General features: G+C 71.3%; 11 protein-coding genes. 7 read left to right on the top strand and 4 right to left on the bottom strand.

The genetic code is table 11. From position 1 onward, the window contains the following. Positions 1-39: 39 nt before the first annotated feature. Together ABD679_RS09080 and ABD679_RS09075 are read left to right on the top strand one after the other, a co-directional pair. Positions 40-1800 carry a gamma-glutamyltransferase family protein gene (locus ABD679_RS09080; protein WP_344759653.1) on the top strand — a complete coding sequence of 587 codons (1761 nt, stop codon included), beginning with the start codon at positions 40-42 and terminating at the stop codon, positions 1798-1800. A gap of 67 nt (positions 1801-1867) precedes the next feature. After that, entirely contained in the window at positions 1868-2767 is a 900-nt protein-coding gene (locus ABD679_RS09075; RefSeq protein ID WP_344759652.1) for a LysR family transcriptional regulator, read from the top strand. An 18-nt stretch (positions 2768-2785) separates the two neighbouring features. On the opposite strand, the gene ABD679_RS09070 is transcribed toward ABD679_RS09075, so the two are convergent. Together ABD679_RS09070 and rsgA are read right to left on the bottom strand one after the other, a co-directional pair. Continuing rightward, positions 2786-4048, bottom strand: coding sequence for a flavohemoglobin expression-modulating QEGLA motif protein (locus ABD679_RS09070; RefSeq protein ID WP_344759651.1), 1263 nt, complete (start codon positions 4046-4048; stop codon positions 2786-2788). 83 nt (positions 4049-4131) lie between these two features. Then, positions 4132-5253, bottom strand: coding sequence for a ribosome small subunit-dependent GTPase A (rsgA, locus tag ABD679_RS09065; RefSeq protein ID WP_344759650.1), 1122 nt, complete (start codon positions 5251-5253; stop codon positions 4132-4134). A gap of 210 nt (positions 5254-5463) precedes the next feature. Here rsgA and ABD679_RS09060 point away from each other — a divergent pair, with 210 nt between their 5' ends. Genes ABD679_RS09060 through ABD679_RS09050 form a run of 3 tightly spaced genes read left to right on the top strand, consistent with a single transcriptional unit; the run spans position 5464 to position 8137 of the window. Continuing rightward, the gene (locus ABD679_RS09060) at positions 5464-6708 is read left to right on the top strand and encodes an aminotransferase class I/II-fold pyridoxal phosphate-dependent enzyme (protein ID WP_344759649.1); all 1245 of its coding nucleotides are present in this window, start codon (positions 5464-5466) and stop codon (positions 6706-6708) included. Further along, positions 6705-7454, top strand: a complete 750-nt coding sequence (locus tag ABD679_RS09055; protein WP_344759648.1) for an SGNH/GDSL hydrolase family protein — start codon at positions 6705-6707, stop codon at positions 7452-7454. The genes ABD679_RS09060 and ABD679_RS09055 overlap by 4 nt, the downstream gene beginning before the upstream one ends. An 11-nt stretch (positions 7455-7465) precedes the next feature. Then, positions 7466-8137, top strand: a complete 672-nt coding sequence (locus ABD679_RS09050; protein ID WP_344759667.1) for a class I SAM-dependent methyltransferase — start codon at positions 7466-7468, stop codon at positions 8135-8137. A 17-nt stretch (positions 8138-8154) separates the two neighbouring features. Here ABD679_RS09050 and ABD679_RS09045 read toward each other — a convergent pair whose 3' ends face one another. Continuing rightward, positions 8155-8961, bottom strand: coding sequence for a polysaccharide deacetylase family protein (locus ABD679_RS09045; RefSeq protein WP_344759647.1), 807 nt, complete (start codon positions 8959-8961; stop codon positions 8155-8157). A 44-nt stretch (positions 8962-9005) separates the two neighbouring features. On the opposite strand from ABD679_RS09045, the gene ABD679_RS09040 reads away from it, so the two are divergent. Continuing rightward, positions 9006-9332 carry a rhodanese-like domain-containing protein gene (locus ABD679_RS09040; RefSeq protein ID WP_344759646.1) on the top strand — a complete coding sequence of 109 codons (327 nt, stop codon included), beginning with the start codon at positions 9006-9008 and terminating at the stop codon, positions 9330-9332. A 91-nt stretch (positions 9333-9423) separates the two neighbouring features. Then, the gene (locus ABD679_RS09035) at positions 9424-9954 is read left to right on the top strand and encodes a hypothetical protein (RefSeq protein ID WP_344759645.1); all 531 of its coding nucleotides are present in this window, start codon (positions 9424-9426) and stop codon (positions 9952-9954) included. A gap of 157 nt (positions 9955-10111) precedes the next feature. On the opposite strand, the gene ABD679_RS09030 is transcribed toward ABD679_RS09035, so the two are convergent. Beyond that, positions 10112-12721, bottom strand: a complete 2610-nt coding sequence (locus tag ABD679_RS09030) for a hypothetical protein (RefSeq protein ID WP_344759644.1) — start codon at positions 12719-12721, stop codon at positions 10112-10114. Positions 12722-12869 lie beyond the last annotated feature (148 nt).

The following is a 12869-nucleotide window of genomic DNA, read 5'->3' as shown; positions in this document are numbered from 1 at the left end:
TGCGCTTGCCGATCCCGTGCCGGGCGCTAGGCTGGGAACATGAACGCCATCCCTTGTCCAAGCCGTTCCGCGGCCGCGCCGCGTGCGCGCCGCTGGCTGCCGGCCGCTGCGCTGTGCCTGCTGCTGGTCCTGTCCGCGTGCCGCAGTGCGCCCGTCACGCCTGCCGCTTCGGCGGCCACGCCCGTTCCGGCCACGCGCGGCATCGTGGTCGCCGCCCATCCGCTCGCGGTCGACGCCGGGACCGCGGTGCTGCGCCGCGGCGGCAGCGCGATCGACGCCGCGGTCGCCGTGCAGGCGATGCTGGGGCTGGTCGAGCCGCAGAGCTCGGGCCTGGGCGGCGGCGCCATGATCCTGGTGTACGACGCGTCCAGCGGCGAGGTGAGCAGCTACGTCGGGCGCGAGGCGGCGCCGGCGCTGGCCACGCCGCAGCTGCTCGACGACGAGGCAGGCAATCCGCTTCCGCATTCCAGGGCGATGCTGACCGGCCGCGCCACCGGCGTGCCCGGCGCGGTCGCGGTGTTTGCCGCCGCGCAGCGCGACCACGGCAGGCTGCGCTGGGACCAGCTGTTCGATGAAACCATCGCGCGCGCCGAGGCCGGCTTCGAGGTCACCCCGCGGCTGTCCGAGCACATCCACGGCAAGTTCCCGCAGGCCTCCGCGCCCGACGTGGTCGCCTATTTCTCCAACGACCAGGGCGATGCGCTGGAAGTCGGCGACCTGCTGCGCAACCCCGCCTACGCCGACACGCTGCGCACGCTGGCCGAAGGCGGCGAGGCGGCGTTCTACCACGGCGACATCGCGCGCGCGATCGTCGCGCGCACGCACCAGCCGCCGCTGGGCGGCGCGATGAGCGAGCGCGACCTGGCCGACTACAAACCCGATACCAGCGCGCCGATCTGCAGGCCGCTGCGCGAGTACGTGCTGTGCGTGCCGCCGCCGCCGACCAGCGGCGTCGGCCTGCTGCAGCTGATGGCGCTGCTCGACGGCACCGACATCGACCAGCGCGGGCCGGATGATCCGCAAGCGTGGTTCCTGTTCGCCGAGGCCAGCCGGGTCATGTACGCCGACCGCGACCAGTACGTCGGCGATCCGCGCTTCGTGCCGGTGCCGGTGGACGGCCTGCTCGACCCGGCCTACGTCGCCGCGCGCCGGGCACTGGTCGGCGACACGGCCGGCCCCGCGCCCGCGCCCGGCCACCCCGAAGGCGCGCCGGCGGCGGCAGGCGACCGCACCGACGAACCCGGCGGCACCAGCCACATGGTCGTGGTCGACGCGCAGGGCAACGCGGTGTCGATCACCACCACGATCGAATCGTTCTTCGGCTCCGGGCGCATGGTCGACGGCTTCTTCCTCAACAACCAGCTGACCGATTTTTCCTGGAATCCGGCGGCCGGCCCCGTGCCGCCGGCCAACGCCATCGCCGGCGGCAAGCGCCCGCGCTCATCGATGTCGCCGGCGATCCTGCTCGACCGCGACGGCAGGTTCGTCGGCGCGATCGGTTCACCGGGCGGTTCGGCGATCCCCGCCTACATCGCCAAGACCCTGGTCGGCCTGGTCTACTGGCACCTGCCGCTGCAGGAAGCGGTCGACCTGCCCAACCTGGTCGCGCGCGGCAAGCACTTCAACGGCGAAGCCTCGCGTTTCGCGCCGGCCATCCGCGAAGCACTCGCGCGCCGCGGCGTGGATGTGCAGGCAGGTTCGGGCGAGGACTCCGGCCTGCATGGCGTGTTCCTGCGCGACGGCGTGCTCGAATGGGCGGCCGATCCGCGCCGCGAAGGCACCGGCCGGTCGCCGGAATAGCGCATCGGCAGCGCGCGCGGCGCGGCTTCGAATGACAGGCACCGGTGCCTCGCCTAAGATCGAAGCCATGCGCTTTCGCCAGATCGAAGTTTTCCACGCCGTCTACACGACCGGATCGATCAGCGCCGCGGCGCGCGCCCTGCACGTGTCGCAGCCCTCGGTCAGCAAGGTCCTGCACCACACCCAGTACCAGCTGGGGCTCACGCTGTTCACGCTGGTGCGCGGGCGGCTGGTCGCCACCGACGAGGCGCACGCGCTGTTCGTCGAAGTCAGCGAAATCTTCGACCGCCTGACCTCGCTGCAGAAGACCGTCGGCAACATCCGCAACGTCGGCGGCGGCCACATCCGCCTGGGCGTGGTGCCGTCGCTGGGGCTGCACGCGGCGCCGCTGGCGATCGCGCGCTTCCGCAAGCAGCACCCGCGCGTCACCTTCGACGTGCAGACGCTGCACCACGACGAACTGTTCCAGGCGCTGTACGAGCGCAGGGTCGACGTCGCGATCGCCTACGACGCGCCCGAGCACCCGCGCATGAAGCACCGCGTGCTCGACATGGGCCAGCTCATGCTGCTGTTCGGCCGGGACGAACTGCCCGACGCCGGCGACGCCATCCCGCTGTCGCTGCTGGACGGCCGCGACATGGTCGGCCTCACCACCGGCGGGCCGGTTGGCGACGCGTTCACCAGCGAGCTCAAGCGCCACGACGTCGTGATCCACGAGGTGGTGTCGAACCAGACCTTCTACATCGCCGCCGCGCTGACCCGCTGCGGCGCCGGCATGACCGTGGTCGACGAATTCACCGCGCGCGCGGGCGCCGGCGACACGGTGCGCTTCCGTCCGCTCGACCCGCCGATCCGGTTCAAGATCGAATGCGTGTACCTCGAAGACCGCCCACCGTCGAAAACGGCCGGGGAATTCATCGACCTGCTCGCCTCGGTCATCGAGGAAATCCGCGTGCCCGCCGACTGACGGCGGCAGCGCGCCCGCTCAGAGTTCGAAATCCGGCGCGGACCCCGACACATGGTCCAGCCGGATGCGGTTGGCGAACAGCGAGAACGCCAGCATCCCGGCCAGGCCGTTGGCGCGCGACACCCAGTGCGACAGCCAGCGCGGCGGCTGCAGGACGCCGGCCTCGAACAGCGGCGCGAAGCGCTGCACGTCGCCCAGGGTCATCTTGCCGGCGAACAGCTGCCGGCACAGCCGCAGCCGGCCCTGCCCCAGCGCCCAGCGGAAGAAGGTGTGCACGCCGATCAGGCCGCGCAGGTACACCGCGTCCTTGGTGAAGGCATGGCCGCCGTCCAGCGGCACGCCGCGGAACACGCGCTGGGCGGAGGCGAAACTCTCTTCCGCCGACTGTCCGGCATCGCGGAAGTAGCGGAACACGTCGATGAAGCCGGCGCCGCCGAGCGCCATCGCGATCGCCTCGATGCGCAGGCTGACCCGTTTCATGCGTTCGATGTCGATGTTGCCGGTGATCTGTTCGGCGAACACCGCCAGCCCTTCCTGCGTGGCCGTGGTCCGCGGCGAGGCCAGCGCCAGGCTGCCGAGCACGGTTTGCCCGCGGCCGTTGAGCGCGGTCAGCGAGTGCACGAAGGCCTCGTGCTGGAGCAGCTGGTGGTGGTCGTAGTCGGTGTACTGGGCGCTGGTGCGCAGGCGGATGCGGCGCGCCCCGGCGGCGGCCTTGGCAATCATGTCCGGGTCCAGCTCCACCGCGATCATCCGTTCGCCGAAGTAGGCGTCGAGTTCGGCCTGCAGCTGCAGCTGCAGCGCGGTGGCGGAGATGGTGACCTGTTCGGCGGGCGCGAGCAGTTCGCGGTCGAGTTCGTTGGCGATGTCGATGAAGTGCCGCGCGGCCTCGCGCGCGGTGGGGCCGTTGCCCGGCAGCGGATCGTCGGGGCGGCCGTAGAGCGTCGCCGAGTGGACGCCGGCGGCCGGCGTGCCCAGCGATTCGAGCAGCTGCGCGGCGATCGACCAGCTGCGGGTGGATTCGAGCAGGTAGGCGCCGAGCGGATGCGCGGGATCGGCGGCGCTGGCGATGGCATCGAGTTCGCGTCGGGCGTCGCTGAAGTCGTGCTTCGGATATTCGATCCGCGGCGGCAGGTCCTGCCCACGCGCATGGCCGTCGAGGAAGCGCTGCTGCAGCTGCACCGGCCAGCTCGCCAGCGTCAGCACCTTGATCCCGCGCGCGGCGGCGACCATGCGCGCGTCGAGGGCGGCGTGGTGGGCGATGTCGGGCGCGTGCGACGCCATGTCAGTCGCCTGCAGGCGCGGCGGAAGCCGCGACCGCCCCCCGAGTCGCGGCTTCCGCCGCGCATGCGAGGGCATCGGGGGCGTCAGTGCTTCCCATACTTGTCGTCCAGGCGCTTGTGCAGCGCCTTGCCCTGCACCTTTGCATCGGCCTTCTGCGCCAGCCGCGTGGCGAGCCTGTCGGCGGCGCCGGCGACCTCGTCGCGCAGCTTCAGGTAGTTGGCGAAGCGCTGCGGGTCGAGCGCGCCGGCCTCGATCGCCGCGCGCACCGCGCAGCCGGGTTCGCGGTCGTGCCTGCAGTCGCGGAACCGGCACTGTTCGGCCAGCGCCTCGATGTCGGCGAAGCCGCCTTCGGCCAGGTCCTCCTCGCCGGTGGGCTTGAGCTCGCGCATCCCCGGCGTGTCGATCAGGCAGGCACCCGAGGGCAGCGGGATCAGCGCGCGGTGGGTCGTGGTGTGGCGGCCGCGCGCATCGCTTTCGCGCACGTCGGCGGTCTTCATCTTGTCGCTGCCGAGCAGGGTGTTGGTCAGCGTCGACTTGCCGGCGCCGGAGCTGCCGACCAGCACCGCGGTCATGCCCGCCTGCAGCCACGGTTCGAGCGCGGCGACGCTGTCGCGGTCCCGGGCGTTGACCGCCAGCACCGGTACGTCCTGCCCGGCCACGCCCACCAGCGCGTCGATGGCCGCCGGCACGTCGCTGTCGTCCTTGTCGGCCTTGGTCAGCACCACCACCGGCTGCGCGCCGCCGCCGTGCACCAGCAGCAGGTAACGCTCGATCCGGCGCGGGTTGAAGTCGCCGTCCAGGCCGCACACCACCAGCACGGTGTCGATGTTGGCGGCGATGACCTGCTGCTTGTAGTGCTCGCCGGCGGCGCCGCGCTTGATCGCGCTGCGCCGCGGCAGCAGCGCGACGATGCGCTTGCCGTCGATCAGCACCCAGTCGCCGACCGCGGCGCGCTGCTCGACCGAGGTGCCGCCCTTGCGGTAGCCGGCCGGGCGCTGCCATTCGGGCAGCGATTCGACCGTGAAGCCCTCGCCCGGCCCCTCGGCGACGACGTAGCCGGAGCGATGCTGTTCGACCACCCGCGCCGGCCGCGCCTGCGGGTGCGCGGCCATCGCCTCGCGCCACGCCGGATCATCGGGTTCGCCGGCCCAGGGCCAGCCGATGATGCGCAGGGCGGTGAAGGCGGGATTCAAGCGTGGCGGCATTGGATGGGCATCGCGGGGATTCTAAGCGCAAGTCGTGCGGCGCAAGCCCGGGGGCGCCGGACAGGTGGGAGTGGCCATGGCCGCGACGGGCGCTTCCGGTCAAGCCTCGTCGCGGCCATGGCCGCTCCCACGGGAACGGGGGTGTCCGCGCGGGGCGCGGCAGCGGGTTTTCCGCTAGGCTTTGCGGCCACTCCGCCGCCCTGCCGCCCGATGTCGCCCCCCAGCCTGAAGACCCGCGAACGCCTGTCCGAAGTCCGCTACGAAATCCGCGGCGAACTGGCCCGCAGGGCGCGCGAACTGGAAGCCGGCGGCCGGATCCTGATCAAGCTCAACATCGGCAATCCCGGCGCCTTCGGTTTCCGCGCGCCCGAGCACCTGCAGCGCGCGATCGCCGACGGCATCGCCGATACCGATCCCTACACCCACCAGCAGGGCCTGCCGGCCGCGCGCGAAGCCATCGCGGCCTTCCACCAGACGCGCGGCACGCCCGGCGCGGCGCCGGATCGCGTGTTCATCGGCAACGGCGTCAGCGAGCTGATCGACCTGTCGCTGCGCGCCCTGCTCAACCCCGGCGACGAAGTGCTGCTGCCCTCGCCCGACTACCCGCTGTGGTCGGCGGCGACGATCCTCAACGACGGCCGCCCGGTCTACTACCGCTGCAAGGTCGCCAACGACTTCCTGCCCGACCCGGACGAGATCGAGGCGCTGGTGTCGTCGCGCACCCGCGCGATCGTACTGATCAACCCCAACAACCCGACAGGCGCGAGCTATCCGCGTGCGCTGCTCGAACGCATCGTCGCCATCGCCGCGAAGCACGACCTGCTGTTGATGTGCGACGAGATCTACGACGGCATCCTTTACGACGACGCGACGTTCGAACCGGTCGCGCCGCTGGCCGGCGATGTGCCGTGCCTGTCGTTCGGCGGCCTGTCCAAGGTGCACCGTGCCTGCGGCTGGCGCGTGGGCTGGGCGGTGCTGTCCGGCGACCCCGCGCGCAGCGACGCGTTCCACCACGCCATGGACCTGCTCGGCGCGCTGCGCCTGTGCGCCAACGTGCCGGGGCAGTTCGCGATCGATGCCGCGCTGCGCGGGGTGGACACGATCACGCCGCTGTGCCGGCCGGGCGGCCGCCTGCATGAAGCGCGGCGCGCGGTGGTCGAGAGCGTGGCCGCCAGCAGGCACCTGAAGCTGGTGGCGCCCGATGCGGCGCTGTACGCGTTCCCCGGCGTCACCGGCGATGCGGCCGAAGGCTTCGACGACCACGACTTCGCACTGGAGCTGCTGGAGACCGAGGACGTGCTGATCGTGCCCGGGTCGAGCTTCAACGTGCCCTATCGCAATCACTTCCGCGTCACCCTGCTGCCGCAGCCCGACGCCCTGCGCGAGGTGTTCTCGCGCATCGACCGCGTGCTCGCGCGCCACGCCGACCGCGCCGCGACACGGACGGCGGCGTGACGCCGGTCCGTACCACGGGTGGCCCGCTGCCGCCCATCCGCCTCCTGCGCTTCCTCGCGCTGGGCGACAGCTACACCATCGGCGAAGGTGTCGACCCTGCCGACCGATGGCCGGTGCAGCTGGCGCGCGCGCTGCGCGATGACGGGGTGAGGCTGGGCGATCCGGAGATCGTCGCCGCCACCGGCTGGACGACGGACGAACTGGCGGCGGCGCTGGATGCGTTTGATGCCGGGGCTTCTGCAGGAGCGGCGGGAGCCGCGACCTTTCCCGGGCCTGGCAACGGCGGGATCGCGGCTCCCGCCGCTCCTGCGACAGCCGGGGAGACGAGACTGGCCTGGGACTTCGTCACCCTCCTCATCGGCGTCAACAACCAGTACCGCGGCCGCGACGTCGGCGAATACCGCGATCAGTTCGCCGCCCTGCTCGCCCGCGCGATCGCGTATGCGGGCGACCGCGCCGGCCGGGTGCTGGTGCTGTCCATCCCCGACTGGGGCGTGACACCGTTCGCCGCGCGCGAGGGCCGCGACGTGGCACGGGTCGCACGCGAACTCGATGCGTACAACGCGGCCGCACGCGAGACCTGCGAACGCCACGGCGCGGCCTTCGTCGACATCACCCCGCTGAGCCGCGCACGCGGCGCGGAGGCGGGGATGCTGGTCGGCGACGGCCTGCATCCGTCGGCCGGGATGTACGCGCACTGGGCCACGCTTGCGTTGCCGGTCGCGCGCCGGATGCTGGCGCCGTGAGCGGCCAGCCGCTGTCGCGCGCGCAGGCGACGCAGATCGCCGGCGCCTTCCTGCCGCCGCACCGCGTGCGCAACCGCTGGGACTTCCATTACATCCGCAGCAAGCTGTCCACCGACCCGCTCTACCCGGGCGTGCTGCGCGCGCTGCGCGGCAGCAGCGCGCCGGTGATGGACCTGGGCTGCGGGCTTGGCCTGCTCGCGCACGCGCTGCGCCAGGACGGGCAGTCGATGCCCTACTACGGCGTCGACAACGACGCCGCCAAGATCGAGCGCGCGATCGCCGCCGCGCAGCGCGTGCCGCTCGCGTCGACGCGTTTCGAAGTGGTCGACCTGGCCCACCACCTCCCCGCGCACACCGGCAGCGTCGCCATCCTCGACGTGTTGCAGTACCTGCAGGCACCGGCGCAGCGACAGCTGCTGGAAAACGTGGCCGCGATGCTGACACCGGGTGCGCGGCTGGTGATCCGCACCGGCCTGGTCGACGGCAGCCGCCGCGGCCTGGTCTCGCGGATCGGCGACCGCGCGGCAAACCTGGTCGGCTGGATGCAGTCGACGCCGCGCTGCCATCCCAGCGCGGACGGCCTGCGCGGCATCCTCGGAGGCGCGGGGATGCAGGTCGCGATCGAACCCCTGTGGGGGCGCACGCCGTTCAACAACTGGCTGGTGGTGGCCAGCCGCGCGTAGCGGCCGGCAAGACCGCCCTAAACGCTGCGCTCCAGCTCCTCGGGCAGCACCGTCGCATAGCCCAGCGCCTGCATCCGCTGCAGCAGCAGGGCGATCATTTCCACGTTGCGCCCGTGCGGCGAGCCCTCGTGCAGCAGCACGATCGCGCCGGGCGACAGTGCGCTTTCCAGGTGTGCGACGACGCCGGCCGGATCCGCGCGCACCGCGTCGAACGCACGCACGTCCCAGGCCACGCGCGCCAGCCCGCAGTCGCGCAGCGGCGCGGACACGAACGGGTTCGCGTGCCCGACCACCGCGCGGAACCAGCGCGGCGGGCAGCCGGTGATCGCGCGCAGCGTTTCCTGGCACTGCACGATCTCGCGCCGCATCCGCGCCGGTCCCAGCGCCCAGAACCAGGCCTGCGGGTGGCCGTGGCTGTGGTTGCCGATGCCGTGGCCGCGCGCGGCGATCTCGCGCACCAGCTCCGGGCGCGCCGCGGCGCGTTCGCCGACCAGGAAGAAGGTCGCCTTCGCGCCGCAGGCGTCGAGCAGGTCGAGCAGCGCCGGCGTGTCGTCAGACGGGCCGTCGTCGATGGTCAGCCACACGCGGCGGTCGCTGGCCGGCAGGTGCGAGAGCACCGGTCCGTACATCGCCGCGCGCGGCCAGAACACGCCCCACAGACACGCCAGGTGGGTGGCGACCATCAGCGCCAGGCCGGCCTTCCAGCCCAGCTGCCACCACAGCAGCGCGACCGCGGCGTGCGCGGCCAGCAGCCACCACAGCCACGGCCGCGACGCGCCCGGGACGCGATGCAGTACAGGCAGCGGCTGGCCGATCGCGTCCATGCCGGCATGATGCCACGCGCCGTCGGGGCGATTAGACTGCGCGCATGAATGCAGACGTCCAGGACCTGACCCCGGCCGAAGCCGACGCCCGCGTGCGCGACGGCAGCCTCACCATCGTCGACGTACGCCCGCTGCCCGAGCGCGAACTGGCCGCGATCGCCCTGCCCTACGCCGTGCTCGACGCCGGCGGCCTCGAGGAGCTGCTGGCCCAGCCGCACGACCTGCCGCTGGCCTTCCTCTGCCACCACGGCGGCCGCAGCGCGCAGGCCGCCGAACACTTCCGCGCGCAGGGGTTCACTGAGGTGTTCAACATCGTCGGCGGCATCGACGCCTGGGCGCAGGACGTGGACCCGTCCGTGCCCCGTTACTGAACGCCGCAGTGCGCCGCGTGCCCGGAGCACGCCGGTACGGTCACCATGCCGTGACTATAATCGGGGGCACCTCCCCGCCATGGACGACCTCGTGCCTGCACCCCAACTGATCATTCTCGACCAGCCGCCGCTGGAACGAACGCGCTGGGCAGGACAGGTCATCGAAGCGGCCGGCTACGTCGAAGCCAGCCAGGCGAAGATCGACGAAGTGGTGAAGGCCGATGCGGACGCGGCGCGCGCGCTGCGTGAAACCTTCCTCGATCCGGACGCGCCGCAGAAGGTCGCGCCGCACTACTGGAAGGCATTCCAGTCGCTGTACGGCGACCAGCCGCGCGTGGGCATCTACGGCACTGCCTGGCTCGTGTTCGCGCCGAAGGTGGATGCCTGCATCATCGACTGGAGCGGGCTTGGCAGGATCTCGCCGGAGACGGCGGACAAGCTGAGCCTGGCCGAAGCCATGCAGGCGCGTGACACCGAGATCACGCTGGGCAAGGCCTTCATCCGCGAGCGCGCGGCCGTGGTGCCGGAAGGACGGCTGCTGGAACTGCCCGAAGACATCGAAGACGACGCGCGGGTGGCGCAGGGCCTGGCGTTCCTGCGCGCGGCTGGCCTGGCCGGCTGACACGCTTTCCCCGGGCGGGTTTTCCCCGCAGGACCCGAGAGTCCGCCCTGACCACCCGGGCGCGTGCGCGACTCCGCCCCGCCTGGGATCCACGGCGAAAAAAAGCCGCGCCCGCAGCAGCAGGCGCGGCCCCGTGTCGCGGGGTGCGGGATGCCGGCTAGGTCACGCCCAGCGCATCCGCCAGGTTCACCCCGGTCTCGACCGCGTCCTTGGCATCCATCAGGCCCTGGCCGATGCCGATCACCAGCTTCAGCGGCTCGACCAGCTTGCCCGCGCCGGGCAGCAGGCTGCCGGCGCCGGCAACGATCTCGGACACGTTGAGGACGTTCTCGAACATCGAGTTGTCGCCCCACTCGCTGACGGTGTTCTTGACGTCCCCGACCAGGTTCGGGATCTGCTTCCACGGCAGCGAGCCGGTCACGACCTTGCTCGCCGCGTCGGTGATGAAACCGTCGATCTTGTTGCGCGCGGACTCGGGCAGGCCGTCCTTGATGTGGCTGAGCAGCTGGCCGATGTTGCCGAAGCCGTCCTCGCCGATCGGCAGCTTCACCGACGGCAGGTGGAAGCCGACCTTCTTGCCGAACACTTCCTTGCCGATGAACTGGCCGCCGATCTTGATGTCGTCGCCGTCCTGGATCAGGTTGCCGATCACGCCGCCGAACTTCTTCAGGCCCTCGACGAGATCGCCATTGACCAGGATCTCCTCCACGCCCTGGAAGAACGACTCCACGCTGCCGGTGTCCACCAGCGTCTTGTTGAAGTCCGCGTCGGCGAAGAAGGCGCCGATGTTGCCGTGCTTCTGCGGCTGGCCGTCGCCGATCTTGCCCAGCGCGTTGAGCATCGCCAGCGACACGTCGTGGTTGGACGACAGCGCGCTGGCGGTGGAAATGATGCCCTTGAGGAAGGCCGCCGGATCCTTCGGCAGCGACTGGATCGCGCCGACGAAGGTTTTCGCCACGTCCGGGTCGGTCAGCCCGACCACGGTCGCCTTCACCAGCTCCTTGACCTCGGGGCTGAGCTTGGGCAGGTGGTCGGCGATCGGCGAAAGCAGCTTGTCGAGCACGTTGCCACGCACGTCGTCGGGCAGGCCGCGGCCGATCTCGCCGAGCTTGACCAGCGCCTCGGCCGGGTTCTTGCCGCCGGACACGATCTCGCCGAGTTCGATCACGTCGGCCAGCACGGGGCCGATGGTGGCGATGTCTTCGGCCTTGCTGTAGCCAAGCTTTTCGAGCTTGCCGCGCAGCGCGGTGGTGGCGGGGTCATCGGCCTTGACGATGTGGTCGGCGACCGCCTTCATCGCCGCGTCGTCGTCGCCCAGGCCCTTCAGGCCTTCGTTGACCTTGCCGCTGAACAGGTCGGCGATCGCGCCGTGGACGTTGTCGTTGCCCAGCAGCTGGGTCATCAGCGCCTTGTCGGTGACGATGCTCTTGAGCAGCTGTCCGGTGGCGCCGTCGCCCGGCAGCTTTTCGCCGATCTTCGCCGCCAGGTCGGAAACGACCGGCGCGGCCGCGTCGGTCGCGCCGGCAAGCGCCTTGAGCGCGCCGGCCGGATCGTCGTCCAGCTTGGTGATCGCCTCGACCAGGTGCGGGATCGCGTCGCCGGTTGCCTTGATCTTCTCCGGATCGATATCGAGCTTTTCAAGCGCGCCCTTGAGCGGCTCCTGCTGCACGGCCGCGTCGAACACCGCATCGCGCAGTTCCGGATCGGTGAGCGCGGACAACGCTTCCTGCGGCTTGCCGTTGACCAGCGCCTTGAGCGCGTCGGCACCGGCGCCAGACAGCGCGTCCTGCAGCTTGGGATCGGACAGGATGTCCTTGACCGGCTGCGGCAGGCCGTCGACCAGCCCGGCGGCCTTGGTGAAGGCCTTCTGCGCCGCGGGACTGCCGTCCTTGAGCGCGTCGACCAGCTCCAGCGCCGCGCCCTTGTAGTCCCCGCTGGCGGCCTTCACCGCCGCGTTGAGCAGCTCGGGACCGGCGTCCTTGAGCTGCTTCGGGGTGATGTTGCCGAGCTTCTCCAGCGCGCCGGAGATCGCCGGGTTGTCGGTCGCGGCCTTGACCACCGCGTCGCGCAGTCCGGTATTCGAGGCCAAGTCGGTGACGACCTTGCCGAGGTCGCCTTCCAGCAGGCCCTGCACCACGTCCTTGCCGGCGCCGAGCAGCTTGCCGGCCAGCTCGCCGTCGCCGTTGACCAGGTCCTTGAGCGCCTGCGGCGCCGACGACTTGTCGACCAGATTGGTCAGGACGTCGCGCGCCAGCGGGCCGGCGCTGTCCTGCAGGTCCTGCAGCGCGTCGACCGTGCCACCGATGTCCTTGTCGCCAGCCGCCTTGGCCACCGCCTCGAGCTTGTCGGCGACCGGCTTGGTGACGTCCTTGAGGTCCGACGTCGTCAGCCCCAGCGCCTGCAGCGTCTTGTCGCTCACGCCCAGTTTGGCCTGCTGGTAGTCGGCCTGCACCGTTTGGGGCGCATGGGCGTCGACGGCCTTGTCCAGCACCTTGCCGCCGTCCGCATCCAGCACGCCGCGCACCTGCGACAGCTGCTTGCCTTCGAGCTTGCCGGCGAGGTTGTCGGCGAACGCCTTCTGCTCGGTCGGCGACTTGCCGTCGAAGGACTCCTTCAGCGCCTGCTTCTGCTTCGAGTCCAGGTGCTCGACGATCTTCTTCGCCTCCGGAGGCTCTGCCTTCTCCAGCTGCTTGTCGACCGGCGGGGGCGGCGGCGGGGGCGGCGGGGGTGGCGGAGCGACGTAGGTCCTGTCGTCGATGGGCAGCATCAATGGCCTCGGGGCGTTGTTTTTCGCCCGGTCATTATCTGGGCCGCGTCCGCACGCGGGCATCTGGGGCAGGCCCTAGGACCGTGGGTTGCGGTTCAGCAGGAAGTCCGGGGCGCATGCGCGCGCGCCAGATATCAGGCGACAGGCG

It is taken from the genome of Luteimonas lutimaris (assembly GCF_039537065.1).
GTDB lineage: Bacteria > Pseudomonadota > Gammaproteobacteria > Xanthomonadales > Xanthomonadaceae > Luteimonas > Luteimonas lutimaris.
The sequence above is the reverse complement of the archived record's forward strand: the minus strand, read 5'-3'. Positions and strand labels throughout refer to the sequence as shown.

Coding starts and splice junctions, on each gene's coding strand:
- ABD679_RS09080 (WP_344759653.1), top strand. CDS start 40: ATGAACGCCATCCCTTGTCCAAGCCGTTCCGCGGCCGCGCCGCGTGCG.
- ABD679_RS09075 (WP_344759652.1), top strand. CDS start 1,868: ATGCGCTTTCGCCAGATCGAAGTTTTCCACGCCGTCTACACGACCGGA.
- ABD679_RS09070 (WP_344759651.1), bottom strand. CDS start 4,048: ATGGCGTCGCACGCGCCCGACATCGCCCACCACGCCGCCCTCGACGCG.
- rsgA (WP_344759650.1), bottom strand. CDS start 5,253: ATGCCGCCACGCTTGAATCCCGCCTTCACCGCCCTGCGCATCATCGGC.
- ABD679_RS09060 (WP_344759649.1), top strand. CDS start 5,464: ATGTCGCCCCCCAGCCTGAAGACCCGCGAACGCCTGTCCGAAGTCCGC.
- ABD679_RS09045 (WP_344759647.1), bottom strand. CDS start 8,961: ATGGACGCGATCGGCCAGCCGCTGCCTGTACTGCATCGCGTCCCGGGC.
- ABD679_RS09040 (WP_344759646.1), top strand. CDS start 9,006: ATGAATGCAGACGTCCAGGACCTGACCCCGGCCGAAGCCGACGCCCGC.
- ABD679_RS09030 (WP_344759644.1), bottom strand. CDS start 12,721: ATGCTGCCCATCGACGACAGGACCTACGTCGCTCCGCCACCCCCGCCG.